Source organism: Streptomyces sp. NBC_00433 (genome assembly GCA_036015235.1).
Classification (GTDB): domain Bacteria; phylum Actinomycetota; class Actinomycetes; order Streptomycetales; family Streptomycetaceae; genus Actinacidiphila.
This window is the reverse complement of the sequence record CP107926.1, coordinates 2,762,471-2,788,960: the sequence shown is the minus strand read 5'-3', so window position 1 is coordinate 2,788,960 and position 26,490 is coordinate 2,762,471. Positions and strand designations below refer to the sequence as shown.

Here is a 26,490-nt window from a genome sequence, read left to right as displayed (position 1 = left end):
ACGCCCATCCAGGCCCATCCAATGCGCATCATCCGGAACTGACCGATCAGTGCAAATTAATTGGGCTGGCCCGGAATCGGAACACCGGGAGCGCCCGGCTCGTTGTCACGGCGTGAGCACGACACCACCTGTTCTCGCCGCCGAGCTGGCAGTCGCGTGGGCCGATATTCAACGGCACCACCCCGAGCTGCCCGATCTGGCCGCCCCCGAGTCCCTGATCGGAGAGTCGTCGTCCGCCTGCGGAAACGCCCTCTCCTTCGAAAGGCTGCTGCACGAGGCCGTGCACGGGATCGCCGCAGCACGCGGCATCCGTGACACCTCGCGTGCCGGCCGCTACCACAACCGCCGTTTCCTGGCCATTGCCGACGAGATGGGCCTCGACCATGCCGAGGAGCCGCATCCCAGCAGCGGGTTCTCGCTCGTGGTGATGCGCCCCGACACCCGCAAGCGATATCGGGTGACCATCGACCGTCTGCAGCGCGCCCTCAAGGCCCACACCGTGGCCACCACGGCGGACACCGCCAGCTCCTTCCGCGGGCCGGCCGCGCGCCACGGCTCCTCGGGCGGCGGTGTGCGGGTCAAGGCGGTCTGCGACTGCGGGCGCAATGTGCGCGTGGTGCCGTCCGTGCTGGCCCAGGCGCCGATCATGTGCGGGGCCTGCGGGCAGCCCTTCCGCATCCCTGAGGTCGTGGGCGTCGCCTGAGTGTGGCAGAATGTCCAGCTGAGAACTCGACAGCCGTGCAGGAACCCTCTCTCCTTCGGCTGACGCGTCCATCGGGCGCACGACTCCCGCAACCCCACGTGGAAGCTCGTCGTGCCCAAACACGTCAACACCAGGAGAATCCACTCCCGTGGCAGTCAAGATCAAGCTGAAGCGTCTGGGCAAGATCCGTTCGCCTCACTACCGCATCGTCGTCGCCGACTCCCGTACCCGCCGTGACGGCCGGGCCATCGAGGAGATCGGCCTGTACCACCCGGTGCAGAACCCGTCGCGCATCGAGGTCGACTCGGACCGCGCGCAGTACTGGCTCTCCGTCGGCGCCCAGCCGACCGAGCCCGTGCTGGCCATCCTCAAGCTCACCGGTGACTGGCAGAAGCACAAGGGCCTTGAGGCCCCCGCGCCGCTGCTCGTCGCCGAGCCGAAGGCCGACAAGCGCGCCCTGTTCGAGGCCGCGGCCAAGGACAGCGCCGACGAGCCCAAGGGTGAGGCGATCACCCCGAAGGCCAAGAAGGCCGACAAGAAGGCCGACGACACCGCCGAGGCCCCGGCCGCGGCTGAGTCCACCGAGGCCTGAGCGTGCTTGAGGAGGCTCTTGAGCACCTCGTGAAGGGCATCGTCGACAATCCCGACGATGTGCAGGTGGACATGCGCACCCTGCGCCGCGGCAGTGTGCTCGAGGTCCGGGTGCACCCCGACGACCTCGGCAAGGTGATCGGCCGCAACGGCCGTACCGCCCGCGCACTGCGCACGGTCGTGGGTGCGCTCGGCGGCCGTGGTATCCGCGTCGACCTGGTCGACGTCGACCAGGCGCGCTGAGCACCGGCCGTAGTACCGCACGGAAGACCGGCTCGGGCCGGGGGTGGCGATGCCGCTCCCGGCCCGAGCCGTATGCCGTACGACCTGGATGTCGTACGAACCGGACCACGTACGAGAGGTGAAGCGCTCCATGCAGCTGGTAGTCGGCAGGATCGGCCGCGCCCACGGCATCAAGGGCGAGGTGAGCATCGAGGTGCGCACCGACGAGCCGGAGCTGCGGCTCGCGCCGGGCGCCGTCCTGGCCACGGATCCGGCCGCCACCGGGCCGCTCACCATTGCCGCGGGGCGGGTGCACAGCGGGCGGCTGATGCTGCGCTTCGAGGGCGTCAGCGACCGCACCGGCGCCGAGGCGCTGCGCAATACGCTGCTGATCGCCGAGGTGGACCCGGCGCAGACCCCCGAGGACCCCGAGGAGTTCTACGACCACCAGCTCATCGACCTCGACGTGGTCACCGTCGACGGCCGCGAGATCGGCCGGATCGCCGAGATCAGCCACCTGCCCTACCAGGACCTGCTGGTCGTCCGGCGCCCGGACGAGACCGAGGTGCTGATCCCCTTCGTCACCGAGTTCGTGCCGGAGATCGACCTGGAGGAGCAGCGCGCGGTGATCGACCCGCCGCCCGGGCTGCTGGACGAGGAGGCCGCCGCGGACCTCGACGGGACGGCGGAAGCTCCCGGGGAGGCCGGCACGGCGGCCGCTCCCAGGGACGGCGGCTGAGATGCGGATCGACGTCGTCACGATCTTCCCGGAGTATCTGGAGCCGCTGAAGGTCTCGCTGGTCGGCAAGGCCCGTGCGGCGGGACGCCTGGACGTCCGGGTGCACGACCTGCGCGAGTGGGCCCACGACCGGCACAACACCGTCGACGACACCCCGTACGGCGGCGGCCCCGGCATGGTCATGATGACCGGGCCGTGGGGCGAGGCACTGGACGAGACCATGGCCGAGGGCTACGAGGCGGGCGCCTCCAGGCCCGCACTGGTCGTGCCCACCCCGAGCGGGCGGCCCTTCACCCAGGAACTGGCCGCGGAGATGTCCGCGCACCCCTGGCTGGTCTTCGCGCCCGCGCGCTACGAGGGCATCGACAGCCGCGTCACCGCCGAATACCGCACCAGGATGCCGGTCTACGAGGTCTCCATCGGCGACTACGTGCTGGCCGGCGGCGAGGCGGCGGTGCTCGTCATCACCGAGGCGGTGGCCCGGCTGCTGCCCGGCGTCCTCGGCAATGCGCAGTCGCACCGCGACGACTCCTTCGCGCCGGGCGCGATGGCGAACCTGCTGGAGGGCCCGGTCTTCACCAAGCCGCCGCAGTGGCGCGGCCGCGGTATCCCCGAGGTGCTGCTCAGCGGCCACCACGGCAGGATCGCCCGCTGGCGGCGCGACGAGGCGCTGCGGCGCACGGTCGCCAACCGGCCCGACCTGGTGCGGCGTTGCGACCCGTCCGTCTTCGACCGGCGCGACCGCGAGATGCTCAGCATCCTGGGCTGGCAGCCCGGCCCCGACGGGCGATTTGGGCCGAGCCCCTACGCCGTGGAAGAATGAGCGGCTGCTGCCCGTCCGGCGCGCGCCCCTGCCACAGGGGGAACGACGCCCGCCGGCACCGGCCGCGCACCCCATGACGAACCACCACGTTCCGTCGATGACCTGTGGCATCGGCGAGGAAGCAGAACCATATGACCAACCTGATCGAGGGCCTCAACAGCGCCTCGCTGCGCACCGACGTCCCGGCCTTCCGCCCCGGCGACACCGTCAACGTCCACGTGCGCGTCATCGAGGGCAACCGCTCCCGTGTGCAGCAGTTCAAGGGCGTCGTCATCCGCCGCCAGGGCGCGGGCGTCAGCGAGACCTTCACGGTCCGCAAGGTCAGCTTCTCCGTCGGTGTCGAGCGCACCTTCCCGGTGCACACCCCGATCGTCGAGAAGATCGAGGTCGTCACCCGCGGCGACGTGCGCCGCGCCAAGCTGTACTACCTCCGCGAACTGCGCGGCAAGGCCGCGAAGATCAAGGAGAAGCGCGACAACTGATCGCGTAGCGGTATCCAGGGAGCGGCCGGATAAGCTCTGGCCTCGATGGACACCGAAGCAGCCGTACCGGAACGCGACCGTTCCTCTGCCGCCGACGAGGCGGAACCGGAGGAGCGGTCGCGTTCCGTTGTGCTGCGTGCGCGACTGGCGCGGTCGCTGCCGCTGTGGTGGGCCGACTGGCGGCGTACGATCCTGCTCGCGCTCTCCGGTGTGGCGGCGCTGCTGCTGGTCAGCAGCTTCGTGGTACAGCCCTTCCAGGTGCCCAGCGGCTCGATGGAGGGCACGCTGCGGATCGGTGACCGGGTGCTGGTGGACAAGCTGGCGTACCGCTTCGGCGGCACACCGCGGCGGGGGGATGTGATCGTGTTCGACGGCGACGGGTCGTTCACGCAGGCGGGCGGCACGGACTTCGTCAAGCGGGTGATCGGCGTCGGCGGCGACCGGGTCACCTGCTGCGACGCGCGGGGCCGGCTCATGGTCAACGGCCACCCGCTGGACGAGACTTACCTTTATCCCGGAAACACACCTTCCCAGGTACCGTTCGACATCGTGGTTCCGGACGGAAGACTCTGGGTGATGGGCGACCATCGCGACGACTCGCGTGACTCGCGCGATCACCTCGGCGATCCCGGCGGCGGCACCGTCCCGGTCGGCCGGGTGATCGGCCGCGCCGACTGGATCGGCTGGCCGGTCGGCCACTGGACCAGGCTGCGCCGCCCCGCGACCTTCGCCGCCGTGCCCGTGCCGGCCGGCCCGCATGGGTAACCGCGGCAAGGCACGCTCGGCCTCCGGCAGGGCGGGCGCGGACGTCGGTGCCGCGCGGGAGCCGGCGCAGGACGACGGCCTGCCGCCCAGACTTCCCGGCAACACCAGGATCGAGCGGCGCCGGCTGGCCCGCAAGGTCCGCCGCAGGCGGCGGCGCTCCCTGGCCAGGGAAGTGCCGCTGCTCATCGTGGTGGCCCTGGTGATCGCGCTGGTGCTCAAGACCTTCCTGCTCCAGGCCTTCGTGATCCCGTCCGGATCGATGGAGCAGACCATCAAGATCGGCGACCGGGTGCTGGTGGACAAGCTCACCCCGTGGTTCGGCGCCCAGCCGCACCGGGGGGACGTGGTCGTCTTCAAGGACCCGGGCGGCTGGCTCCAGGGCGAGCCCGCGCCCAAGCCCGACCCGGTGGTCGTCAAGCAGGTGAAGCAGTTCTTCACCTTCATCGGGCTGCTGCCCGCCACCGGCGAGCAGGATCTGATCAAGCGGGTGATCGGGGTCGGCGGCGACACCGTCGAGTGCTGCGACGCCCAAGGGCGGCTGCTCGTCAACGGCAAGCCCCTGGACGAGCCCTATCTGTACCCCGGCAATCCACCCTCATTGATGAAATTCGTCGACCATGTGCCGCCGGGACGGCTGTGGGTGATGGGCGACCACCGCTCGGACTCGGCCGACTCGCGCTTCCACACCGACCAGGCCGGCGGCGGCACCATCTCGGAGAGTCTGGTGGTCGGACGGGCTTTTGTGATCGGCTGGCCGATCGGCCACTGGCAGCGCCTGAAGGAGCCGGCGACCTTCGGCGCGGTCCCGGCGCCGGGGTCGGCCGACGGAGGAGTCACAGCTGAGCCCACTACTGTGGGCTCGGCCAACAACGGTCAAAGGACGAACCAGCTACCGACTCCTGCGGAACTCTCGCTCGTTATGGGAGTGGCGGGCCTGCGCCGGAGGCGGCGCAGGCGGCGGTCTGGAGTGAGGAGTGGATGTGGGGGACCTGGTGGTCGGCGCACGGTCTGGACCCGGCGAGCCCGAGAAGCGGGATGCCGAGGTGCCCCCGGCCGACGAATCGGCGGCAGAAGCCGCGGTCCCCGGACGGCCCCCGGCCGGGCCGGCCTACGACAACGGCACGGGAGCGACTCCGGTGGAGCATGACCAGGCACCCGGCGGCAGCGCGGTGAACGGCGGATGGGCCACGGACCCGGCGCCGGGTATGGCGCTGCCCGGCAACGGCATCCCGGCGATGGCCGGCGGCGCCCCGGGCGACCCCGCGGGCCCGGTGGGCCCCGCCGAGCCGGAGCGCGACCCGGACGACGACGAGGAGGCCGAGCGGCCCTCTCGCGCCGGCAAGCAGCGGTCGTTCTGGAAGGAGCTGCCGCTGCTGATCGGCATCGCCCTGGTGCTGGCGCTGCTGATCAAGACGTTCCTCGTGCAGGCCTTCTCCATCCCGTCGGACTCGATGAACAACACCCTGCTCAAGGGCGACCGGGTGCTGGTCGACAAGCTCACCCCCTGGTTCGGCTCCACGCCCAGCCGCGGCGAGGTCGTCGTCTTCCACGACCCGGGCGGCTGGCTGCCGGAGAATCCGTCGCCCAGCAGCAATGCGGTGGTGCGCGGCCTGCAGAAGGGCCTCAGCTTCATCGGCCTGATGCCGTCGGCCGACGAGAAGGACCTGATCAAGCGGGTGATCGGGGTCGGCGGCGACACGGTGTCGTGCAAGGGCACAGGACCGCTGATGGTCAATGGCAAGGCGCTGGTCGAGCCGTACATCTTCCCCGGCAACACCGCGTGCAGCCCCGAGGTGCCCTTCACGGTGCACGTGCCCAAGGGCAGGATCTGGGTGATGGGCGACCACCGCCAGGACTCGCTCGACTCCCGCTTCCACACCACGCTCCCGGGTGGCGGCACCGTGCCCGACGGCGACGTGGTCGGCCGCGCCTTCGTGGTGGCCTGGCCGGTGACCCGCTGGGACGTGCTGTCCATCCCGGGTACGTTCTCGCAGCCCGGCATCAATGCGGCTGGTGCGGCTGGTGCGGCCATTCCGGTGGGGGCGGGCCTCGCGGGCGCCCTGCCGCTGGTGATGTGGCGCAGGCGGCGGCTGCTGTCCAGGGCGGAGCCGGTGCAGGAGACCGCGGGAGACTGCTGACCTGGGGCGTACCGCCCGGTAGGGTTCCGGTCCATGAGCAGCAGCAGCGGTGCGATGACCAGCACCACAGGGAGCAGCGGCACCGTACGACGCGGCACAGCCGGTGGCAGAGGCGGGATCGGCCACCGGCTGTCCGGCGCGGTCATCGCGCTGGGCTGCGTCCTCTTCCTGGGCGGCGCCGCTTGGGCCGCCCTGGTCTACCGCCCCTACACGGTGCCGACCAACTCCATGGTGCCCACCGTGCAGCCCGGCGACCGGCTGCTGGCCCAGAAGATATCGGGCTCCGAAGTGCACCGCGGTGACGTGGTGGTCTTCAAGGACAAGCTGTGGGGCGACCAGCCGCTCGTCAAGCGGGTCGTCGGGGTCGGCGGTGACGTGGTCGCCTGCTGCGACGCCAAGGGCCGGCTCACGGTGAACGGCAAGGCCGTCGACGAGACGTACCTCAAGGGCGGCGGCCCGGCCTCGTTCGAGCCGTTCAGCACCCGGGTCCCGGCCGGCCAGATATTCCTGCTCGGCGACAACCGCGCCGTCTCCGAGGACTCCCGCATCCACCTGGCCGACGCCGAGGGCGGCTCGGTCCCCGCCGGCGACGTCCGCGCCCGGGTGGACGGTGTCGCCTGGCCTTCGTCCCGGATGGGCCTGCTGGCACGCACTTCCGCCTTCCACGTGGTCCCCGGCGGCGGATCGCCCGGGGTGGGGCCGCTCGGCCCGCTGACGATCGCGGTCATCGCCGGAGCCGTGCTGATCGTGGGCGGGGCCGCGTACGACCCGGTGGCCAAACTGGTGCGGAGAAGTTCCGCGCGGTCGTGAGACCGTGTGACGCACAATGGGGGCACGCACGGCTGAAGGGGAACACACGATGAGCGCCGAGGACCTCGAAAAGTACGAGACCGAGATGGAGCTGAAGCTCTACAGGGAGTACCGCGACGTCGTCGGCCTGTTCAAGTACGTGATCGAGACCGAGCGGCGCTTCTACCTCACCAATGACTACGAGATGCAGGTGCACTCGGTGCAGGGCGAGGTGTTCTTCGAGGTCTCGATGGCCGATGCGTGGGTCTGGGACATGTACAGGCCGGCTCGCTTCGTGAAGCAGGTGCGGGTGCTCACGTTCAAGGACGTGAATATCGAGGAGCTGAACAAGGCGGACCTCGACCTGCCGTCGGACGACTCGGGCTTCAACAGCTGAGGTCGCGGGGGCCGGGCCCGGCGGGGTCGGGTCGCCGTGGCGGGGGCTCGGGGCGCGGAGCCCGGGGCGCGGGGCGCGGGGCGCGGGGCGCGGGGCGCGGGGCTCGGGGCGCGGGGCTCGGGGCTCGGGGCGCGGGGCTCGGGGCTCGAAAGTTATCCACAGGTCGGCGAGCAAGATCATCTTGGGTGGGTCCACCTCTGTCACAGTGAGTGACGGAGGTGGTACGCATGAACGCACGAGGTGCGCTGGGGCGGTACGGCGAGGAGGTCGCGGTCCGCGCCCTGCAGGCCGCGGGCCTGACGGTGCTCGGGCGGAACTGGCGGCACGGCCGCCGCGGTGAGATCGACATTCTCGCGACCGAGGGTGACGCCCTGGTGGTCTGCGAGGTCAAGACCCGGCGGGCCGGGCCCTTCCAGCACCCGATGGAGGCGCTGCCCCCGGCGAAGCTGGAGCGGCTGCGGTCCCTGGCCGAGCGATGGACCGCCGAGCACGGCGGGGCGCCGCCGGGCGGGGTGCGGATCGACCTGGTCGGCGTGATCCTCCCCGACCGCGGCGCCCCCGCGGTGGAGCATGTGCGGGGGGTGGCGTGATGGGCTTCGCCCGTACGTGCTCGGTCGCGCTGATCGGCGTCGAGGGCGTGGTCGTGGAGGTCCAGGCGGACCTGGAGCCGGGCCTCGCCGCATTCACCCTGGTCGGCCTGCCCGACAAGAGCCTGGTCGAGAGCCGGGACCGGGTGCGCGCCGCGATCGTGAACAGCGGTGAGACCTGGCCGCAGAAGAAGCTGACCGTCGGCCTGAGCCCGGCGTCCGTTCCGAAGGGCGGCTCGGGATTCGACCTGGCCGTGGCGTGCGCGCTGCTCGCCGCCAACGAGCGGATCGCCCCCAAGTCCATCGCCGACCTGATGATGATCGGCGAGCTGGGCCTCGACGGCCGGGTCCGCCCGGTGCGGGGCGTGCTCCCGGCGGTGCTGGCGGCGGCCGAGGCGGGATATCGCCATGTGGTGGTCCCCGAGCGCACGATGGCGGAGGCGTCGCTGGTCCCGGACGTCGCGGTCCTCGGGGTGCGCAGCCTGCGCCAGCTGGTCGCGGTGCTCAACGACGAGCCGGTCCCCGAGGAGGAGGACGAGGGCCCCTACGGGGACGGCCGGCCGGATTCGATGCTGGCCGGGCTGACCGTGCCCGGCGGCGGGATGGGCGCGGGCCTGGCCACCAGCCTCGGCGGCGGCTCGTCCGGCGCCGGACGTGAGGCCGGCCGGGCGGTCCGCCCGGACCTGGCCGACGTGGCGGGCCAGTCCGCCGCCCGGCTCGCCCTGGAGGTCGCCGCGGCCGGCGCCCACCACCTCTACCTCAAGGGCCCGCCGGGGGCGGGCAAGACCATGCTGGCCGAGCGGCTGCCCGGCATCCTGCCGCCGCTGACCCGCCAGGAGTCCCTTGAGGTCACCGCGGTCCACTCGGTGGCCGGCATCCTCCCGGCGGGCCGCCCGCTGGTGGACACCCCGCCCTTCTGCGCACCGCACCACTCGGCCACGATGCCCTCCCTGGTCGGCGGCGGCAGCGGACTGCCCAGGCCGGGAGCGGTGTCGCTCGCCCACCGCGGGGTGCTTTTTCTTGACGAAGCACCAGAATTTACCGTGAAAGCACTCGAAGCGCTGCGGCAGCCGTTGGAGTCCGGCCATGTGGTGGTGGCCCGCTCGGCGGGCGTGATGCGGCTGCCGGCCCGCTTCATGCTGGTGCTGGCGGCGAATCCGTGCCCCTGCGGGCGCCATTCCCTGCTGGGCGCGGGGTGCGAGTGCTCACCGACGGCGGTGCGCCGCTATCAGGCCAGGCTGTCGGGGCCGCTGCTCGACCGGGTGGACCTGCGGGTGGAGGTCGAGGCGGTCAGCCGCTCCGAGCTGATCGGCCGCGGCCCGGCGGAGAGCACCGCGGTGGTCGCCGCCCGGGTGCGGGAGGCCAGGGAGCGGGCCGCCGTGCGCTATGCCGGCACCCCGTGGCGGGCCAACGGCGACATCCCCGGCCATGAGCTGCGCACCCGCTGGCCGGTCGCCCCCGGCGCGATGCACCCGGCCGAGAGGGACATGGAGCGCGGCCTGCTCACCGCCCGGGGCCTCGACCGGGTGCTGCGCGTCGCCTGGACCCTGGCCGACCTGGCGGGACACCCCCGCCCGGAAGCCGACGACGTCAGAGCGGCACTCCAGCTCCGCACCGGCGTGAGCCGCGGCCCGGCCCCGGCGGTGAGCCGATGACACCGGGCCCGGCGTCCGACCTGGACGCGTCGACGGGCGGGGGTCGCGTCGGCCGGCCGGCGGGGTCGGGGCCCGCGCCCGATCCGGAGGGGTTGACGGAAGCGCTCCGGCGGTTCTACGGGAGCGGGGGAGAGGACGGGGCGGCGGCCGCACAGGGGCTCGGGGAGTGGATCGGGTGGGAGGAGCGGCTGGGCAGGGCCGCGCTGACGCGGATCGCCGAGCCGGGGGACGAGGTGATGGGCCTGGCGGTGCGGGACCGCGGGGTGCAGGGGGCGCTGCGGGCCGCGCGTGGTGGGCGGCCGCTGCCGGGGGCCGGCCCGCGGCGGACGGCGACCTATGCCCGGCGGGCCGCCCGTACGGACCCGGCGGTCGATCTGGCCGCGGCCCATCGGGCGGGGGCGCGCTTCGTCTGCCCCGGGGACGGCGACTGGCCGGGGCAGCTCGACGACCTCGGGCCGCAGCGCCCCTTCGGGCTGTGGGTGCGGGGGCGGCCGTCGCTGCGGCTGTGGGCGCTGCGGTCGGTCGCGGTGGTCGGCGCCAGGGCCTGCACGGACTACGGGGCCCACATGGCGGCCGGGCTCGGCGCGGGGCTGGCCGGGGCGGGCTGGGTGGTGGTCTCCGGCGCCGCCTACGGGGTGGACGGCGTGGTGCACCGCAGTGCCCTGGCGGCGGGCGGCGCCACCATCGGGGTGGTGGCGTGCGGGGTGGACGTGCCGTATCCGCCGGGCAATGCCGACTTGATCGGGCGGATCGCCGAAAGCGGGCTGCTGGTCGGCGAGTTGCCGCCCGGCGACCACCCGACCAGAAGCCGCTTCGTGCTGCGCAACCGGGTCATCGCCGCCTTGACCCGCGGCACGGTGGTGGTCGAGGCCCGCTACCGCAGCGGCTCGCTGATCACCGCCCGCCGGGCGGCGGCGATGGGCCGGGTCACCATGGGGGTGCCGGGGCCGTGCACCAGCGGGCTGTCCGAAGGGGTGCACGAACTGCTGCGCGGGGGCGCGGCGGTGGTGACCGACGCGGCCGAAGTCGTGGAGCTGGTCGGCGAGATCGGCGCCGACCTCGCGCCGCGGCGGCGCGGCCCGGTGCTGCCCCGCGACCTGCTCGGCGCGGCGGCGGCCCGGGTGCTCGAAGCGATGCCGGGCCGGGGCGCCGCGGACGGGCGGCAGATCGCCGACGCCGCCGGGGCCACCTGCGACGACACGCTGAGCAGGCTCTACGAATTGCAGGCGCTCGGCTTCGTCGAACGGCAGGACGGGAGGTGGCAATTGGTCCGTACCGCACGGGATGACCGTGCAGGGCACACGGGTTGACGTGACCGGTACACCATCAGGTGACAAGGGAAGTCCATGACCTGCGGTGATCGCGGGGAGCGGAGTTCGGGCCCCGGCCGCGCACCATGATGGCCGGATGCGGACGTTCGGCGGCCCCTGTGCCGGACCCCGTGAGCCGGCCCGGCGCCCGCGTACCCGTAGAGGAACGTATCTGCGCATGTCCCATACGGATGATGTAGCAATAAGCGACACTATGGTCACGCTACGCTCTCGGAGGCTCGATTTCCCGTCCATGTCACGGCAGAACGGCGCACAACGACGCATGCCCCAGTACACCCCCGGGTCCGAACGGGCGGCGGCCGCGACCACCGCCCCCGCCACCCCTCGGCCCGCCGCCCCCACGTCGCTCGACGAGCTGTGGCGGACCTACAAGTCCACGGGGGACGTGCGGCTGCGCGAGCAGTTGATCCTGCACTACTCGCCGCTGGTGAAATACGTGGCGGGCAGGGTCAGTGTGGGACTTCCGGCCAATGTCGAGCAGGCCGACTTCGTGTCCTCCGGGGTTTTCGGGCTGATCGACGCGATCGAGAAGTTCGACCCGGACCGGGCGATCAAGTTCGAGACCTACGCGATCACCCGGATTCGCGGCGCCATGATCGACGAACTGCGGGCCCTGGACTGGATCCCGCGCTCGGTGCGGCAGAAGGCCAGGGCGGTGGAGCGCGCCTACGCCACCCTGGAGGCCAAGCTCCGCCGCACCCCCAGTGAGCCCGAGGTGGCCGCCGAGATGGGCGTCGGCCTGGAGGAGCTGCACGGCGTCTTCAGCGCGCTGTCGCTGGCCAACGTGGTGGCGCTGGAGGAGTTGCTGCACGTCGGCGCCGACAGCGGCGACCGGCTCAGCCTGGTGGACACCCTGGAGGACACCGGCGCCGACAACCCGGTCGAGGTCGCCGAGGACCGCGAGCTGCGCCGGCTGCTCGCCCGCGCCGTCAACACCCTGCCGGAGCGCGAGAAGACCGTGGTCACCCTCTACTACTACGAGGGCCTGACGCTGGCCGAGATCGGCCAGGTGCTGGGCGTCACCGAGAGCAGGGTCAGCCAGATCCACACCAAGTCGGTGCTTCAACTGCGGGCAAAGCTCGCCGACGTCGGCCGGTGAGCGCGCCTTCGCACTGTCTACAGTGGTGGGATGCCCAGGATTCGAGCGGCCTCGGTGGCCGAACACCGCACGATGCAGCGCCGGGCCCTGCTGGACGCCGCCCGATCCCTCCTCTCCGAGGGCGGCACCGACGCGCTGACCTTCCCGGCCCTGGCCGAGCGGACCGGGCTGGCCCGCTCGTCGGTCTATGAGTACTTCCGCTCCCGGGCCGCCGTGGTCGAGGAGCTGTGCGCGGTCGACTTCCCGGTCTGGGCGGCCGAGGTGGAGGCCGCGATGGAGACCGCGGACAGCGCCGAGGGCCGTATCGAGGCCTACGTCCGCAGCCAGCTGGCCCTGGTCGGGGACCGCAGGCACCGCGCGGTCGCGGCGATCTCCGCGGGCGAGCTCGACCCCGGCGCCCGGGAGAAGATCCGCGCCGCGCACGGCGGCCTGGTGGCCATGGTGGTCGAGGCCCTGTCCGACCTCGGCCACGACGAGCCGCGGCTGACCGCCATGCTGCTGCAGGGCGTGGTCGACGCGGCCGTCCGCAGGATCGAGCTGGGCGCCGCCGAGGACCCCGAGCGGATCACCCGGGCCGCGATAACCATGGCCCTGCACGGCGTCACCGGCTGACCCCGCCCCTCCCGCCGCCGCGCCCCGCCCGCATGCGGGGGCGGCTCACCCCGGCACCGCGGCGCGGTAGACGGGCAGCAGCCGCGACGGACCCGGGCGGCGTATCCACGCGGGCAGCAGCGACAGCGGATCCAGGTAGGCGTCACCGGCCGGCCCCGAGCGCAGCAGCCCCCAGTGCAGGCAGCCTCCCGGGCAGTGCGCGAGCCCGCCGTCCAGCACGCCGACCCGCTGCCCGGCGGCCACCCGGGCGCCGACCGGCACCGTCGCCCGCACCGGCTCGTAGCTGATCCGCAGGGCGGGCCCGATCCGCACCACCAGCACGCCCGTGCCGCCCACCCGCCCGGCGAAGACGACCTCGCCCGGCGCCGCCGCGCGCACCGCCGCCCCCGGGCCCGCCCGCAGGTCGACCCCGCGATGCCCGGCCCCCCACGCCGTCGCGGGCGGCTCGAAGGCCCGCAGCACCACCGGCCGCCCCCGCGGCCCCTGCCCCGACACGGGCCAGCTCCGCTCGCCGGAGCCGCCGCCGGACGCGGCGGAAGGCAGCCCGCCTGCGCCGGCCAGCAGCGCCGCGATCATCGTGAACCACATCGTCGTGAATGCCATGACATGACGATCCCGCATTTCGCCGGCGAAAGATGATCATGGTCGCGGCCTGTGGATAACTCGGGTGTCGCCGGTGGCTCCACCGGTCCCGTACACTTTCTCTGGCGATCCGGGTCACCGGGTCGACTTCGCACGCCCCGCCACCCACCCCCTTCTCCGGGACGGTGGCCGCGCCCCTCGGTCCCTCGTGGCACGGCGCGTCGGGGCGTCAGGCGCGACCGCCGTCCGGCGGCCGCGGTAACCGAGTACATCAAGGAGTACGGCCATGGCCGTCGTCACGATGCGGGAGCTGCTCGAGAGCGGCGTCCACTTCGGGCACCAGACCCGTCGCTGGAACCCGAAGATGAAGCGCTTCATCTTCACCGAGCGCAACGGCATCTACATCATCGACCTGCTCCAGTCGCTGTCGTACATCGACCGCGCCTACGAGTTCGTCAAGGAGACCGTCGCGCACGGCGGCTCCATCATGTTCGTCGGTACGAAGAAGCAGGCGCAGGAGGCCATCGCGGAGCAGGCCTCGCGCGTCGGCATGCCCTACGTCAACCAGCGCTGGCTGGGCGGCATGCTCACCAACTTCTCGACCGTCTACAAGCGCCTGCAGCGCCTCAAGGAGCTCGAGGAGATCGACTTCGAGGATGTGGCCGCGTCCGGCCTCACCAAGAAGGAGCTGCTGGTCCTCTCCCGCGAGAAGGACAAGCTGGAGAAGACCCTCGGCGGCATCCGCGAGATGCAGAAGGTGCCCAGCGCGGTGTGGATCGTCGACACCAAGAAGGAGCACATCGCCGTCGGTGAGGCGCGCAAGCTCCGCATCCCGGTGGTCGCGATCCTGGACACCAACTGCGACCCCGACGAGGTCGACTACAAGATCCCGGGCAACGACGACGCGATCCGCTCCGTCACGCTGCTCACCCGCGTGATCGCCGACGCCGTCGCCGAGGGCCTGATCTCCCGCTCCGGCGCCGCGCTGAGCGACAAGAAGGCCGAGGGCGCCCCGGCGGAGCCGCTGGCCGAGTGGGAGCGCGACCTGCTCGAGGGCGAGAAGAAGGCCGACGACGCGACCGAGGCGCCCGCCGCCGACGCCGCGGCCGAGGCCGCTCCCGCCACCGAGGCCCCTGCCGACGAGGCCCCCGCGACCGAGGCCCCGGCCGAGGACGCGCCGGCCGCCGCCGAGGGCGACACCGAGCAGGCCTGACCAGAGGCCGGCGGCGCACAGCCGCCGGGCACCACGCGTGACGACGGCGGGGGCCGATGCCCCCGCCGTCCACCCGTAGATCCACCGACCATTCGGGAAGAGACTCAAACCCATGGCGAACTTCACCGCCGCTGACGTCAAGAAGCTCCGCGAGCTGACCGCCGCGGGCATGATGGACTGCAAGAACGCCCTTGTGGAGGCCGAAGGCGACCTGGACAAGGCCGTCGAGATCCTTCGGGTCAAGGGCCAGAAGGGTGTCACCAAGCGCGAGGGCCGCTCGGCCTCCAACGGCGCCGTGGTGTCCCTGATCGCCGACGACAACTCCGAGGGCGTCCTTGTCGAGCTGAAGTGCGAGACCGACTTCGTCGCCAAGGGCGACAAGTTCGTCGCCGTCGCCGACGCTGTCGCCGCCCACGTGGCGAGCACCAAGCCGGCCGACATCGACGTGCTGCTCAGCTCCGAGATCAAGCCCGGCCAGACCGTGCAGGCCTTCGTCGACGAGGCGAACGCCACCCTCGGCGAGAAGATCGTGCTGGACCGCTTCGCGCAGTTCAACGGCGGCTACGTGGCCTCCTACCTGCACCGCACCAGCCCGGACCTGCCCCCGCAGGTCGGCGTGCTGGTCGAGCTGGACAAGGCCGACGCGCAGACCGCCAAGGACGTCGCCCAGCACATCGCCGCCTTCGCGCCGAAGTACCTGACACGCGACGAGGTCGACGCGGACACCGTCGAGAACGAGCGGCGCGTCGCCGAGGCCACCGCTCGCGAGGAGGGCAAGCCCGACGCCGCCCTGCCGCGCATCGTCGAGGGCCGGGTGAACGGCTTCTTCAAGGAGAACGTGGTCCTGGAGCAGTCGTTCGCCAAGGACGCCAAGAAGACCGTCCAGAAGGTGCTCGACGAGGCCGGCGTGACGCTGAAGCGCTTCGCCCGCTTCCGCGTCGGCGTCTGACCGCCACGGCCGCAGGCCGGGTACCGGCTGCCACCGGGCAGCGAGCGACCGGCGGCCCCGCTAGGGTCGTATGCGGTCGGCCGCCCGCCGGCCGGCCGCAGATGTGACAAGGAGGCCATTGCCGTACCGGGAACCCACAAGGACCCACGGCAATGGCCTCCTTTGTACGTGCACGAGGAGACCTCCATGAACGAAGGCGCCGAACAGGCCCCGACCACCGCATCCGCCGCCGAGGGCAGCGGCGGCCCGCGCCGCCGCTTCCTGCTCAAGCTGTCCGGCGAGGCCTTCGCCGGCGGCGGCGCTCTCGGCGTCGACCCGGATGTGGTGCACGCCATCGCCCGTGAGGTCGCCGCCGTCGTCGCCGACGGCTACGAGATCGCCCTCGTCGTGGGCGGCGGCAACTTCTTCCGCGGCGCGGAATTGCAGCAGCGCGGCATGGACCGCGCCCGCTCCGACTACATGGGCATGCTCGGCACCGTGATGAACTGCCTGGCGCTCCAGGACTTCCTGGAGAAGGAGGGCGTCGAGACCCGGGTGCAGACCGCGATCACCATGGGCCAGGTCGCGGAGCCGTACATCCCGCTGCGGGCCGTACGGCATCTGGAGAAGGGCCGCGTGGTGATCTTCGGCGCGGGTATGGGAATGCCGTACTTCTCCACCGACACCACCGCCGCCCAGCGCGCGCTGGAGATCGACGCGGCAGCGATGCTGATGGGCAAGAACGGGGTGGACGGCGTCTACGACTCCGACCCCAAGCTGAACCCCGCCGCGGTCAAGTTCGACGCACTGGAGTACGGCGAGGTCATCGCCCGCGACCTGCGGGTCGCCGACCTCACCGCGATCACCCTGTGCCAGGACAACAAGCTGCCGATCCTGGTGTTCGAGCTGCTCGCCGAGGGCAACATCGCGCGGGCGGTCAAGGGTGAGAAGATCGGCACACTGGTCAACACCCACGGCACTCGCGACTAGCCGCAACCCGCCATCTGAATACCAGGAGCACATGGTGATTGAAGAAACCCTCCTCGAAGCCGAGGAGAAGATGGAGAAGGCTGTCGTCGTCGCCAAGGACGACTTCGCGGCGATCCGCACCGGCCGTGCGCACCCGGCGATGTTCAACAAGATCGTGGCCGAGTACTACGGCGCCGTCACGCCGATCAACCAGCTGGCGTCCTTCGCGGTGCCCGAGCCGCGGATGGCGGTGATCACCCCCTTCGACAGCAGCAGCCTGCGCAACATCGAGGAGGCGATCCGCAATTCCGACCTCGGCGTCAACCCGAGCAACGACGGCCGTATCATCCGGGTGGTCTTCCCGCAGCTGACCGAGGAGCGCCGGCGGGAGTACATCAAGGTCGCCAAGGCCAAGGGCGAGGACGCCAAGATCTCCATCCGCAGCATCCGCCGCAAGGCGAAGGAGACCCTGGACAAGTTCGTCAAGGACGGCGACACCGGCGAGGACGAGGTGCGTCGCGCCGAGAAGGAGCTGGACGACACCACCTCGAAGTACGTCGCGCAGGTCGACGAACTGCTCAAGCACAAGGAAGCGGAGCTGCTGGAGGTCTGACCTCCCGCTGGATCCCCGCATCTGCCGCCCGACCCATCCCCGGCTCTCACGACCCCCGACGACGACGCGAGGCGAAGCTCAGTGAACGACTCTTCCTGGGGCGCTTCGCCACGCGCCGGTCACTGGGGAGCGCCCGAGGACACGGTCACGGCCACGGCGGGTTCCGGCACGGAAACCGGCACCAGGGGGAAGACTCCTCCTATGCCACCGCCACCCCCGGCCTCGGCGCCCCAGCCGCCGCAGCAGCCCGCCCCCGCGAAGAAGTCCGCAGGGCGGAATCTGCAGGCCGCGATAGGGGTGGGGGTCGGGCTCGGCGTGATCATCATCGCCTCGCTCTTCATCGTCAAGGCGGTCTTCGTCGGCGTCGTCGCGGTCGCGGTGGTGGTCGGCCTCTGGGAGCTGACCTCGCGGCTCGCCGAGCGCAAGGGCATCCGCGTCCCCCTGATCCCGCTCGCGGTCGGCGGCGTGGCCATAGTGGTGGCCGGCTACCTGCGCGGCGCCGACGGCGCCTGGGTGGCGATGGCCCTGACCTCGCTGGCCATCCTGGTCTGGCGGATGACCGAGCCCCCGCACGACTACCTCAAGGACGTCACCGCGGGCGTCTTCGCCGCCTTCTACGTGCCCTTCCTCGCCACCTTCGTGGTGATGATGCTCGCCGCGGACGACGGCCCCCGCCGGGTGCTGGTCTTCCTGCTGCTCACCGTGATCAGCGACACCGGCGCCTACGCGGTCGGCTGGCGCTTCGGCAGCCGCAAGCTCGCCCCCCGCATCAGCCCCGGCAAGACCCGCGAGGGCCTGCTCGGCGCGATCGCCTTCGCCATGGTCGCGGGCGCCCTGCTGATGCAGTACGTCATCGACGGCGGCCACTGGTGGCAGGGCCTGCTGCTCGGCCTGGCCGCCGCCGTCAGCGCCACCCTCGGCGACCTCGGCGAGTCCATGATCAAGCGCGACCTCGACATCAAGGACATGGGCACGCTGCTCCCGGGCCACGGCGGCATCATGGACCGCCTCGACAGCCTCCTCCCGACCGCCCCGGTGGTCTGGCTCCTCCTGGTCGCCTTCGTCGGCAAGGGCTGATCCTCTTTTTGCCGCCTGCCGTGCCGCCTGCCGCCTCCGGGCCCGCTGCCGGTGAAGCTTTGCCCCGCGGGATGCGACACTTGACGAATCATGCCTGTAGCCGGAGAACTAGGTTCACCACGCCCCTGAGGAGCCCCCCACCAGCAGTTTTGCGGCTAAGGGAGGGCTCCTCTTCAGACGTGGGGCCGCCTCGGGGCCGTCGCAGGGCGAGCGACCCTACGGATCAACGAGACGGCCTCCACCGGTAGGCCGCCAGGAACGGCGCCACGTACAGGGATGCCTCCGCTGGGATGGTACGCCTGGCCCAGATCAGGATCACTCCTCCGACGAGAGCACCGACGTAGGCGAGACCGGCACCCCAGGGGGGCGTGGCGGTCGGCTGGCTTTGGCACGGGACTTTGCTCATAATGAACCTGGTACCTCTTCTTCTCGAAGTGGGAACCCAGGCCACCCGTATGTGTGCAAGCAGGCGGGTGGCTTTTTGCTGGGCTGGCGGACCTGGCCGCGCGTCAGATTGTTCCCTACCTGCCATGGATTCGCAAATTCAGTCCCCTCGTAACAAGGGGTTGACTCCGTCAGGGCCTGTCGGACCTTCGATTCAAAGGGATCGAGGGTGGTATGGGTCTAGACCGCCGCAGGCGTACGCCCGGGTAGCGCCTGCGATTCAACGAAGCTTCCGGAGGCCTCGGTCACGAGGCGCTCCCAGCCCAGCTAACTGAGAGGGGCCTCCTGCGCCGTGTCCGGGGCGCGAGGCGGCAGGGGGGCCAGACGGTTTCTGCGCCTGACCTGGTCTCCCTCTGTTTCCAGCCCATCGGCGCGGATAGCGTCCATAGCGTGATGCCGGAAGGTGGTGACGTACTGGTGGGCTGTAGCGACCTTGGCTCGTGCGCCCGCTGGTATGGGTCTCCACTCGACGTCTGGAGCCCCTACCTCGTAGGCGAGGAACCACATTGAGGCACGTTGCATCGTCTCGCTGAGCACCAACTGCACGGCGGAGACGTCCTCAGCAATATCCTCTGGCCCTTCGAGCCTCGCCACGGAGGCTGACTTCTCAAGAGCGTTCCATGATCCCGCGGCTCTCGCCATGACGTCCCGCACCCGGGCCGGGTCCAAGCGTTCCTTCTCAAGCTCGTGGACGACATCGTCAACCTGGTCCGATGACGTCTCAGCAGCCACCAGAAAATCCGCGTACGCCTTGCGGCGTGGCTCCCTGAGCTGATTTGCGAGCTCGGCGCGTATCTGGAGCTCCATTTGGCGGCTTTGGGCAGCTACTTGGATCTCCGTCTGTCGCTGAGCCCAGAAGCCGCTGAACCATGCAGCCACAGCGGTACCCGCTGCTCCGACTGCTGCGCCTGCGAGCGCAGCCACTCCTGCGTCCATGTAGGCATCTTGGTAGGTGCCTGGCACCCGGTGACCTGCCCCACGGTTTGGGTTCCAGCTGCGGTGGCTAACTGGCGGCGGGGATTTTGTCTTGTTCGGAGAGTAGTTCGTACTCGATGGGGGTGCGGTAGCCCAGTGCCGAGTGGCGCCGCTGTCGGTTGTGGAAGACCTCGATGACCCCGTTGCCCAATTGTCTATGCGGCGAGGTCGAGGGCGGCGAGGTGTGATGTTCGGGTAGGTGCGAGTGGCTGCCCGGTCCACCAGGCATCGAGGCGGATGAGGTTGACGGCGGTGGCTGTAAGGACGTGTGCGAGGGCGGTCTTTCGCAGTCCTGCGTAGCGGGTGCGGCGAGCGCCGGCGGCCATGACCGCCTGGTGGATCGTGCCCTCCACTCCGGAGCGGAGGGCATAGACCGCCTTCCACTCCTCGGTGGTTTGCTCCGCGCGGACGCGTTCGAGGACGGCGTCTTGATCTTGTGGGCGGACGGTGAGCTGTCGGCCGTAACGTGTTGAGTTGGTGCACTGCCCGCGGGACGGGCAGGGCGCGCAGGTCTCGGTGGCGAAGCGGATGCGGATCGCGGGTCGCTGATTGTTGTCGAGTCCCTCGGTCCAGTAACGACTGTGGGCACCGTCGGGGCAGATCGCCCGATGAGCGTCCCAGTCGATAGTGAAGGATGCCTTGTCGTAGCCGGTTGCCTGGACGGTGCGGCGGGTCATGGGCCGGACCGGGCCGATCACGCGGACACCTCTCTGGGTGGGCGCCGTCAACAGGAGCTCCGCGGAGATGTAGCCGGCATCCATCAGGTGTTCGCCCGGCAGCAGGCCCTTGGCGTCGAGGCGGTCATGGATCTCGTCGACGACCACGGGGTCGCCGACCGTGGCGTCCGTTGTCACCACGTGGGTGATCAGATGCGGTCGGCCGGTCTCCCGGGCGTCGCAGGTCTCGCTGAAGTGGACTTTGTAGCCGTCCCAGGCCGAGCCGCGCTTGACGGCGTTGCGGGAGTCGGGGTCGTAGGGCGAGGTGATCCGTGCTCTGCTGGGCGGGAGATCGTCTTTCCCCCGCCAGGACACCTCTTGCACTCCGTCGGTGATCGTGCGCTGGAACTGCTGGAGCCACACCGTCCGCAGGATGCCAACAACCGGGACCTGCCGCAGCCAGGCCGGGGCACTGGCCGCGAAGGACGCATTGAGGAACTGGTAGCCGTCAGCTGCAATACGCCAGGTGAGCTGCGTCCGCTCGCTTTCACCACTCGGCAGCCGGTAGGAGTCCACCCGGGCCCCGTACTGTTGCTGCCAGGCCGGGGGCATCCAGGAGGCGAGCCACTCGGGCGCTGCGACGGCGACCGCCTCCAGCGTGGCCCGCAGCGTCTCGCCGATGAACTCCAGGCGGTTGAGGTCCCTCACCGCGGCAAGCACGTGCGTGGAGTCGGTACGCTGCCGGCCCCGCCCGGACACCAGCCCCAGTTCGTTGAGCCGCTCCAGCAGCAGATCCAGGATCTTCTCCTCCAGACTGTGGGCCAGGAGACGGTCGCGGAACCCCGTCAGCACGGTGAAGTCGAAGCCCGGATCGGCCAGGTCGAGGCCAAGCAGGTACTTCCAGTCGATTCTCGCGCGTACCGCGTGGGCCGCCTGGCGGTCGGTCAGATTCTCCGCGAACTGCAGCACACTGACCAGCGCCAGCTGGCCCGGAGCGACACCGGGGCGGCCACGCACGCCGAACGTGGACTTGAAGACCTCGTCATCGAACAGTGGACCGAGCGCGTCCCGCACCCGCATCGCCAGACACCCCTTGGGAAACGCCGCCCAGGCCACCGCCCGCGTCTCCTCAGGCACCTCCCGACCCGAGTCCGCCCGCATCGACACCCAACCCCTCCGTCCCAAGATCGAGGCGGGCTCGCGACTCAGGCCCCCGACCTCAGGCTCCACCCCTCAACCAACCGCCAAGGCCGAGATCAGAAGCCATCACCCAATTGGGCAACGGGGTCCCTCGATGTACTCGAAGATCGCGTTCGCCAACTCGACCCGGGTCTTCCACCGTTTGCGGTTGAGCAGCTCGATCTGCATCGAGGACCAGAACGACTCGGTCATCGCGTTGTCCAGGCCGTCCCCGACAGTGCCGAACGACGGCAGGAGCCCGGCTGAGCGGATCCTTTCCCCGAAGACCCAGGAGGTGAACTGGATGCCGTGATCGGCGTGCACTATCCCGCCTGGTTCGGGGCACCGGTTGCGGATGGCCATGTCCAGCGCGTTGACCACGAGGGCGGAGTCCTGTCTGGAGTCGATCGACCAGCCCACGATCTTGCGGCTGAACGCGTCCAGGACCGCCGCGCAGTACACCCACCCTTCTCTGGTGCGGTGTTGCGTGATGTCGGTGACCCACAGCTCGTTGGGTCGCAGCCGATGGAACTTCCGGTTGACCAGGTCATCGGCGGTGACGACACCCCGCAGGCGCTTGATCCGCACCGGTCCGGGCAGTCCGTGGATACCGGCCTGTGTCATCAGCACCGACACCGTCCTGGAACACACCTGGATGCCCATGCCCAGGGTGAGCTCGGCGTGGATGCGGCGGTAGCCGTAGGTGCCGCGTGAGGCGACGTGGACCTCCCGGATCAGCCCGGTCAGCCACTCCCGTCGCAGCTGCCGCGGTGTGGTCGGGGTGCGCTTGTGCTTGTAGTAGTTCTGCCGGGCGACCCCGAGGATCCGGCAGCATCGGTCGACCGGTGCCCCGGCATCGACGAGACGGTCGATCACCGGGTAGAGCCTTTTGGGGCCGGCTTGTCCTCGCCGAGGAACTTGGCGGCCTTGCGGACGATCTCGAGCTCGGTTTCCAGCTCGCGGATTCGTCGCCGCGCTGCACGCAGCTCTGCGGACTCCTCCGAGACCCTGCCAGGGCGCAGGCCGTTGTCGATGTCGTCCTGGCGCAACCACTTCGACAGCGTGACCGGATGGATGCCGAGGTCGACGGCGGTCTGCTTCTGTTCTTTTCCAGCCCGCACCAACGCAACGGCGCGGGCGCGGAACTCAGCAGGGTAGGCGCGGGGCATGTCCGACAGCCTTTCGTGAAGGCCGTCAGTTAGCCAGCAGAACTGGAACCTCAGAGGTGGGGCAGGTCAACCGTCACCCAACCCTGCACCAGACCCGGTGTTGAGAGTCGCCGCTCGGCGGGCGCGCTTCCTGCTTCCCGCTCTGGCTTTCACGCTCGCCCTGCATGGGTTTCTGGGGCATCCGGCCCACTCTGATGCGCCCCGGGTAGGAAGGGGGGGCTGTCGTGAGTCCGGAGGGAGACGCTGAGAGTTTCGGTCCGATACAGGGACTCGTAGTCGATCTTGAGCGTGAGGCGGCGCCAGACCAGGTCCCACAGATCCGAGTGGCGCCTGGGATCATAGGCATCGGTGGATAGGAGGAACCGTTCGTTGCCCGCTGGGATGGTTACCCCGCGATGGTTGAGTGCCATGCCGTGAGGGCGTTCTTGCACGGCCCTACGGACGGTTTCGAGTGCTTCCTCTGCCCAAGGGCCGAGGTCGACTCCGTCGAGAAACGCTCGGCTCTGGGTGATGATCGCCGGGCCGAGGCCGTAGTTCGCTATGAGGATGCCCGTGGGCCCTCCCACACGTCGCCGAGCCCAGAGTTCCAGGATCGGAGCGACGGAATGCCGGTTGTGCTGGCGGTTGGCGCGGGTTTCCATGATTGTCACGGCGAACGATGCTGTGGCGATTCCGGTGGCGCAGATAGCGGTGACGGTGTTGGCGTCCATGGGCCATCCCTACGGTCGGCTTGCCTTGCCTATGAGGGGCGCTCGATACATCGTCGCAGCGAGCAGGCGCCCGTGAGGTGTCAGAGGGCGGTATGTGACGTGATGCCGCGTTTGTTGTCGCTGGAACGTGTGGCGCAGGGGCATCGGCGCTGATCGGGGAGTTCTGTCGTGCTGGAGTGTTCTTCGTGAGCGACCGCCAGCCCTACAAGAGCGACTTGTCCGACGAGCGGTGGGCCCTGATCGAGCCCGTCATCGCCTCCTGGAAGGCTCGGCATCCCTCCGTCAGCGGCCACCAGGGCGCCTACGCGATGCGGGAGATCGTCAACGCCCTACTCTACCAGTCCCGTACCGGCTGCCAGTGGGACTACCTCCCCCACGACCTGCCCCCGGTCGGCGCGGTGAAGTACTACTTCTACACGTGGCGCGATGACGGCACCGACCAGACCATCCACGACCTGCTGCGCTGGCAGGTGCGCGAGAGCCGGGGGCGCAAGGCCGACCCCAGCCTGGTGGTGCTCGACACCCAGAGCCTGCACGCGGCCGTCGGAGTGCCCGCCGACACCACCGGAAGGGACGCGGCAAAAAAAGTCCCGGGCCGCAAGCGCGGCCTGGCAGTTGATGTTCTCGGTCTGGTGATCGCGGTGGTGGTGCTGGCCGCGTCCGCGCACGACAACGCCGCCGGCATCGCCTTGCTGGACAAGGTCGCCGCCGACACCGACACGGTGCAGAAGGCCCTGGTGGACCAGGGGTTCAAGAACGCTGTCATCGACCACGGGCGGAAGGTGGGCATCGACGTCGAAGTCGTCGAGCGTAACCCGGAGGGCAGCGGGTTCGTCCCGCAGCCCAAGAGGTGGGTGGTGGAGCAGGTGAACGGGATCATGACGCTGCACCGCAGGCTGGTACGGGACTACGAACACCGGCCCGCCTCTGCCGAGTCGAGGGTGTACTGGGCCATAAGCGACCGGATGGCCCGGATACTGACCGCGACCTCCACCCCCACCTGGCGCAGCGCGTGAGCGGCAGCGAGCTGACCTTGGGAGCGGTGCTGGCGCGCCTGGAGGAGCAAGAGCGCGAGATCGCCACGCAGGCCGAGACCACGCGGGGACGCATCGCCGAACTCAACGCGCAACTGGCGGAGTTCGACCGCCTCGCCGAAGAAGTCCGCATCACCCGCAAGACGCTGCTGGCCCTGCCCGATCCGTCCCCGCCGACGCCACCGGCCACGAAGCTGCCGGACCATCCGGCCTACCGGCAGATCATGGCGGGTGTTCGCCGCGGCCGACGCCCCGCTGCGGGCGCGGGCGGTCTGCGAGGCGATGGCTCTGGAGATCGCGCCCAGCAACGTCAACAACGTCCGGTTGAAGCTGAAGCGGCTGGTCGAACGCGGGATCCTGATCGAGTCCGAGCAGGGGTTGTTCACCCAGCCACGGCGATAGCCACCCGAAGAGGCCACCACCAGCCCGACAGCCCCACCTGCAAGCGCGAAACGGGCAGTACGTCACTTACCGCCCTCTCATTTCTGCCCTAGCCTCCGCCCGCCTGCAGGAGCTCCCGGTCGGCTTGGTGAGTGAGGCAGCGGCGCTCCCGCGAAAGCCCGTCGTTGAGGGTCCAAACAGGCTGCCCAGCGGGGTGTCACCAGGGTCACCAGCCTCACTTCCGCAGGTCAACCCGGTGAGGTGCCCGAGTGAGGCAGGCAGTGAGAACTCACTGACTCACCCGTACCTCACCGGCAGCCTCACCACGGTTCCACTGGGTTCCCGGGCCGTCTGTGGGCCGTGCGAGGCTGGCCATCGGTGACCGTCAACGACCAACGACGACCCCCGCCGATCCGCTCTGAGCAGGCAGTGCCGCGCGGTCTGCGACACTGGGACGCATCATGCCTGTAGCCGGAGAACTGACTTTCGCCGCGCCGCGTGGGGCCAAGAAGCCCCCGCGGCATCTTGCCGACCTCTCGCCCGCCGAGCGACGTGAGGCGGTGGCAGCGCTCGGGGAGAAGCCCTTCCGGGCCAAGCAGCTGTCGCAGCACTACTTCGCGCGGTTCGCCGACGACCCGGCCGCCTGGACGGACATACCTGCCGCGGCCCGCGGGAAGCTCGCGGAGGACCTGCTGCCCGAGCTGATGACCGTGGTGCGGCACGCGTCGTGCGACGACGGCGACACCCGCAAGACGCTGTGGAAGCTCTTCGACGGGACCCTCGTCGAGTCGGTGCTGATGCGCTATCCGGACCGGGTCACCATGTGCATCTCGTCACAGGCCGGCTGCGGCATGAACTGCCCCTTCTGCGCCACCGGCCAGGCGGGCCTGGACCGGAATCTGTCGACCGCCGAGATCGTGCACCAGATCGTGGCCGGCATGAAGTCGCTGCGCGACGGGGAGGTCCCCGGCGGCGCGGCCCGGCTGTCGAACATCGTCTTCATGGGCATGGGCGAGCCGCTGGCCAACTACAAGCGGGTCGTCGGCGCCATCCGCCGGCTCACCGACCCCGAGCCGGACGGGCTCGGCCTGTCGCAGCGCGGCATCACCGTGTCCACCGTGGGCCTGGTGCCCGCGATGTACCGCTTCGCGGACGAGGGCTTCAAGTGCCGCCTCGCGGTGTCGCTGCACGCCCCCGACGACGAGCTGCGCGACACCCTCGTACCGGTCAACACCCGCTGGAAGGTCCGCGAGGTGCTGGACGCGGCCTGGCACTACGCCGAGGTCTCCGGCCGCCGGATCTCGATCGAGTACGCGCTGATCCGCGACGTGAACGACCAGGCGTGGCGTGCCGACCGGCTGGGCAGGCTGCTGAAGAACCACCGGGTGCACGTCAACCTGATCCCGCTCAACCCGACGCCCGGCTCGAAGTGGACCGCGTCTCGGCCCGAGGACGAGCGGGCGTTCGTGGCCGCGCTCGAAGCGCACGGCGTGCCCGTGACCGTGCGGGACACCCGGGGCCAGGAGATCGACGGCGCCTGCGGGCAGCTGGCCGCAGCCGAGCGCTGACCTGCTGATAGCGTACGGTCGGCGACCGGCGGAAGACATGGCTTCATACGGTCGTACAA

The 26,490-nt window shown here is 70.5% G+C and carries 28 protein-coding genes and 1 pseudogene; 24 read left to right on the top strand and 5 right to left on the bottom strand.

Features of this window, described 5'->3' with window-relative positions; all coding sequences use genetic code 11:
* Positions 1–112: 112 nt before the first annotated feature.
* The 16 genes from OG900_11515 (at position 113) to OG900_11440 (ending at position 12,933) form a co-directional block, all read left to right on the top strand.
* Positions 113–703, top strand: a complete 591-nt coding sequence (locus tag OG900_11515; GenBank protein ID WUH90660.1) for a hypothetical protein — start codon at positions 113–115, stop codon at positions 701–703.
* Positions 704–851: 148 nt separating this feature from the next.
* Positions 852–1,295, top strand: coding sequence for a 30S ribosomal protein S16 (rpsP, locus tag OG900_11510; GenBank protein ID WUH90659.1), 444 nt, complete (start codon positions 852–854; stop codon positions 1,293–1,295).
* Between the two features lie 2 nt (positions 1,296–1,297).
* The gene (locus tag OG900_11505; protein ID WUH90658.1) at positions 1,298–1,537 is read left to right on the top strand and encodes an RNA-binding protein; all 240 of its coding nucleotides are present in this window, start codon (positions 1,298–1,300) and stop codon (positions 1,535–1,537) included.
* 130 nt (positions 1,538–1,667) lie between these two features.
* A complete protein-coding gene (gene rimM, locus OG900_11500) occupies positions 1,668–2,255 on the top strand; it encodes a ribosome maturation factor RimM (protein ID WUH90657.1) in 588 nt (195 codons plus the stop codon).
* Between the two features lies 1 nt (position 2,256).
* Positions 2,257–3,078, top strand: a complete 822-nt coding sequence (gene trmD / locus OG900_11495; GenBank protein ID WUH90656.1) for a tRNA (guanosine(37)-N1)-methyltransferase TrmD — start codon at positions 2,257–2,259, stop codon at positions 3,076–3,078.
* A 131-nt stretch (positions 3,079–3,209) separates the two neighbouring features.
* A complete protein-coding gene (gene rplS / locus OG900_11490) occupies positions 3,210–3,560 on the top strand; it encodes a 50S ribosomal protein L19 (protein WUH90655.1) in 351 nt (116 codons plus the stop codon).
* A gap of 45 nt (positions 3,561–3,605) precedes the next feature.
* On the top strand, positions 3,606–4,325 hold the full coding sequence (lepB, locus tag OG900_11485; protein WUH90654.1) for a signal peptidase I: 720 nt from the start codon (positions 3,606–3,608) through the stop codon (positions 4,323–4,325).
* A complete protein-coding gene (lepB, locus tag OG900_11480) occupies positions 4,318–5,472 on the top strand; it encodes a signal peptidase I (protein ID WUH90653.1) in 1,155 nt (384 codons plus the stop codon). The genes lepB (OG900_11485) and lepB (OG900_11480) overlap by 8 nt, the downstream gene beginning before the upstream one ends.
* A complete protein-coding gene (gene lepB / locus OG900_11475) occupies positions 5,462–6,463 on the top strand; it encodes a signal peptidase I (protein WUH90652.1) in 1,002 nt (333 codons plus the stop codon). The genes lepB (OG900_11480) and lepB (OG900_11475) overlap by 11 nt, the downstream gene beginning before the upstream one ends.
* A gap of 33 nt (positions 6,464–6,496) precedes the next feature.
* The gene (gene lepB / locus OG900_11470; GenBank protein ID WUH90651.1) at positions 6,497–7,273 is read left to right on the top strand and encodes a signal peptidase I; all 777 of its coding nucleotides are present in this window, start codon (positions 6,497–6,499) and stop codon (positions 7,271–7,273) included.
* A gap of 49 nt (positions 7,274–7,322) precedes the next feature.
* Entirely contained in the window at positions 7,323–7,649 is a 327-nt protein-coding gene (locus OG900_11465) for a DUF2469 domain-containing protein (GenBank protein ID WUH90650.1), read from the top strand.
* Between the two features lie 227 nt (positions 7,650–7,876).
* Positions 7,877–8,239, top strand: coding sequence for a YraN family protein (locus OG900_11460; protein ID WUH90649.1), 363 nt, complete (start codon positions 7,877–7,879; stop codon positions 8,237–8,239).
* Complete coding sequence (locus OG900_11455; protein ID WUH90648.1) at positions 8,239–9,891, top strand: YifB family Mg chelatase-like AAA ATPase; 1,653 nt, start codon at positions 8,239–8,241, stop codon at positions 9,889–9,891. The genes OG900_11460 and OG900_11455 overlap by 1 nt, the downstream gene beginning before the upstream one ends.
* Entirely contained in the window at positions 9,888–11,201 is a 1,314-nt protein-coding gene (gene dprA / locus OG900_11450; protein WUH90647.1) for a DNA-processing protein DprA, read from the top strand. Before OG900_11455 ends, dprA begins: the two co-directional genes overlap by 4 nt.
* A gap of 283 nt (positions 11,202–11,484) precedes the next feature.
* Positions 11,485–12,321: an RNA polymerase sigma factor WhiG gene (whiG, locus tag OG900_11445; protein WUH90646.1), complete on the top strand. Its 837-nt coding sequence runs from the start codon at positions 11,485–11,487 to the stop codon at positions 12,319–12,321.
* Positions 12,322–12,351: 30 nt separating this feature from the next.
* Positions 12,352–12,933 carry a TetR/AcrR family transcriptional regulator gene (locus OG900_11440; protein ID WUH90645.1) on the top strand — a complete coding sequence of 194 codons (582 nt, stop codon included), beginning with the start codon at positions 12,352–12,354 and terminating at the stop codon, positions 12,931–12,933.
* 45 nt (positions 12,934–12,978) lie between these two features.
* Here OG900_11440 and OG900_11435 read toward each other — a convergent pair whose 3' ends face one another.
* Positions 12,979–13,509, bottom strand: coding sequence for a peptidoglycan DD-metalloendopeptidase family protein (locus OG900_11435; protein WUH95714.1), 531 nt, complete (start codon positions 13,507–13,509; stop codon positions 12,979–12,981).
* A 292-nt stretch (positions 13,510–13,801) separates the two neighbouring features.
* Here OG900_11435 and rpsB point away from each other — a divergent pair, with 292 nt between their 5' ends.
* The 5 genes from rpsB (at position 13,802) to OG900_11410 (ending at position 18,315) form a co-directional block, all read left to right on the top strand.
* Entirely contained in the window at positions 13,802–14,728 is a 927-nt protein-coding gene (gene rpsB / locus OG900_11430; GenBank protein WUH90644.1) for a 30S ribosomal protein S2, read from the top strand.
* A gap of 112 nt (positions 14,729–14,840) precedes the next feature.
* Positions 14,841–15,677 carry a translation elongation factor Ts gene (gene tsf / locus OG900_11425; protein ID WUH90643.1) on the top strand — a complete coding sequence of 279 codons (837 nt, stop codon included), beginning with the start codon at positions 14,841–14,843 and terminating at the stop codon, positions 15,675–15,677.
* 186 nt (positions 15,678–15,863) lie between these two features.
* Positions 15,864–16,646, top strand: a complete 783-nt coding sequence (pyrH, locus tag OG900_11420; protein WUH90642.1) for a UMP kinase — start codon at positions 15,864–15,866, stop codon at positions 16,644–16,646.
* Positions 16,647–16,680: 34 nt separating this feature from the next.
* Positions 16,681–17,238, top strand: a complete 558-nt coding sequence (gene frr, locus OG900_11415) for a ribosome recycling factor (GenBank protein ID WUH95713.1) — start codon at positions 16,681–16,683, stop codon at positions 17,236–17,238.
* Between the two features lie 81 nt (positions 17,239–17,319).
* Complete coding sequence (locus OG900_11410; GenBank protein ID WUH90641.1) at positions 17,320–18,315, top strand: phosphatidate cytidylyltransferase; 996 nt, start codon at positions 17,320–17,322, stop codon at positions 18,313–18,315.
* Positions 18,316–19,026: 711 nt separating this feature from the next.
* On the opposite strand, the gene OG900_11405 is transcribed toward OG900_11410, so the two are convergent.
* The 4 genes and pseudogenes from OG900_11405 to OG900_11390 all read right to left on the bottom strand — a co-directional run bounded on the left by OG900_11405 (position 19,027) and on the right by OG900_11390 (position 23,448).
* Positions 19,027–19,566: a hypothetical protein gene (locus tag OG900_11405; GenBank protein WUH90640.1), complete on the bottom strand. Its 540-nt coding sequence runs from the start codon at positions 19,564–19,566 to the stop codon at positions 19,027–19,029.
* Between the two features lie 323 nt (positions 19,567–19,889).
* Complete coding sequence (locus OG900_11400) at positions 19,890–21,527, bottom strand: IS1182 family transposase (GenBank protein ID WUH90639.1); 1,638 nt, start codon at positions 21,525–21,527, stop codon at positions 19,890–19,892.
* 153 nt (positions 21,528–21,680) lie between these two features.
* A pseudogene (locus tag OG900_11395) lies at positions 21,681–22,738 on the bottom strand (IS3 family transposase).
* 149 nt (positions 22,739–22,887) lie between these two features.
* The gene (locus OG900_11390; GenBank protein WUH90638.1) at positions 22,888–23,448 is read right to left on the bottom strand and encodes a hypothetical protein; all 561 of its coding nucleotides are present in this window, start codon (positions 23,446–23,448) and stop codon (positions 22,888–22,890) included.
* A 185-nt stretch (positions 23,449–23,633) separates the two neighbouring features.
* Between OG900_11390 and OG900_11385 the strand changes: the two genes are divergently transcribed.
* The 3 genes from OG900_11385 to rlmN all read left to right on the top strand — a co-directional run bounded on the left by OG900_11385 (position 23,634) and on the right by rlmN (position 26,431).
* Positions 23,634–24,464, top strand: coding sequence for an IS5 family transposase (locus OG900_11385; GenBank protein ID WUH90637.1), 831 nt, complete (start codon positions 23,634–23,636; stop codon positions 24,462–24,464).
* Positions 24,461–24,976, top strand: a complete 516-nt coding sequence (locus OG900_11380; GenBank protein ID WUH90636.1) for a hypothetical protein — start codon at positions 24,461–24,463, stop codon at positions 24,974–24,976. The genes OG900_11385 and OG900_11380 overlap by 4 nt, the downstream gene beginning before the upstream one ends.
* A gap of 348 nt (positions 24,977–25,324) precedes the next feature.
* The gene (rlmN, locus tag OG900_11375) at positions 25,325–26,431 is read left to right on the top strand and encodes a 23S rRNA (adenine(2503)-C(2))-methyltransferase RlmN (GenBank protein ID WUH90635.1); all 1,107 of its coding nucleotides are present in this window, start codon (positions 25,325–25,327) and stop codon (positions 26,429–26,431) included.
* The last annotated feature ends 59 nt before the right edge of the window (positions 26,432–26,490 follow it).

Coding starts and splice junctions, on each gene's coding strand:
- tsf (WUH90643.1), top strand. CDS start 14,841: ATGGCGAACTTCACCGCCGCTGACGTCAAGAAGCTCCGCGAGCTGACC.
- pyrH (WUH90642.1), top strand. CDS start 15,864: ATGAACGAAGGCGCCGAACAGGCCCCGACCACCGCATCCGCCGCCGAG.
- OG900_11435 (WUH95714.1), bottom strand. CDS start 13,509: ATGATCGCGGCGCTGCTGGCCGGCGCAGGCGGGCTGCCTTCCGCCGCG.
- rpsB (WUH90644.1), top strand. CDS start 13,802: ATGGCCGTCGTCACGATGCGGGAGCTGCTCGAGAGCGGCGTCCACTTC.
- lepB (WUH90651.1), top strand. CDS start 6,497: ATGAGCAGCAGCAGCGGTGCGATGACCAGCACCACAGGGAGCAGCGGC.
- OG900_11390 (WUH90638.1), bottom strand. CDS start 23,448: ATGGACGCCAACACCGTCACCGCTATCTGCGCCACCGGAATCGCCACA.
- OG900_11460 (WUH90649.1), top strand. CDS start 7,877: ATGAACGCACGAGGTGCGCTGGGGCGGTACGGCGAGGAGGTCGCGGTC.
- OG900_11465 (WUH90650.1), top strand. CDS start 7,323: ATGAGCGCCGAGGACCTCGAAAAGTACGAGACCGAGATGGAGCTGAAG.
- lepB (WUH90654.1), top strand. CDS start 3,606: ATGGACACCGAAGCAGCCGTACCGGAACGCGACCGTTCCTCTGCCGCC.
- OG900_11405 (WUH90640.1), bottom strand. CDS start 19,566: ATGGAGCTCCAGATACGCGCCGAGCTCGCAAATCAGCTCAGGGAGCCA.
- rlmN (WUH90635.1), top strand. CDS start 25,325: ATGCCTGTAGCCGGAGAACTGACTTTCGCCGCGCCGCGTGGGGCCAAG.
- dprA (WUH90647.1), top strand. CDS start 9,888: ATGACACCGGGCCCGGCGTCCGACCTGGACGCGTCGACGGGCGGGGGT.
- lepB (WUH90653.1), top strand. CDS start 4,318: ATGGGTAACCGCGGCAAGGCACGCTCGGCCTCCGGCAGGGCGGGCGCG.
- OG900_11455 (WUH90648.1), top strand. CDS start 8,239: ATGGGCTTCGCCCGTACGTGCTCGGTCGCGCTGATCGGCGTCGAGGGC.
- whiG (WUH90646.1), top strand. CDS start 11,485: ATGCCCCAGTACACCCCCGGGTCCGAACGGGCGGCGGCCGCGACCACC.
- rplS (WUH90655.1), top strand. CDS start 3,210: ATGACCAACCTGATCGAGGGCCTCAACAGCGCCTCGCTGCGCACCGAC.
- OG900_11440 (WUH90645.1), top strand. CDS start 12,352: ATGCCCAGGATTCGAGCGGCCTCGGTGGCCGAACACCGCACGATGCAG.
- trmD (WUH90656.1), top strand. CDS start 2,257: ATGCGGATCGACGTCGTCACGATCTTCCCGGAGTATCTGGAGCCGCTG.
- rimM (WUH90657.1), top strand. CDS start 1,668: ATGCAGCTGGTAGTCGGCAGGATCGGCCGCGCCCACGGCATCAAGGGC.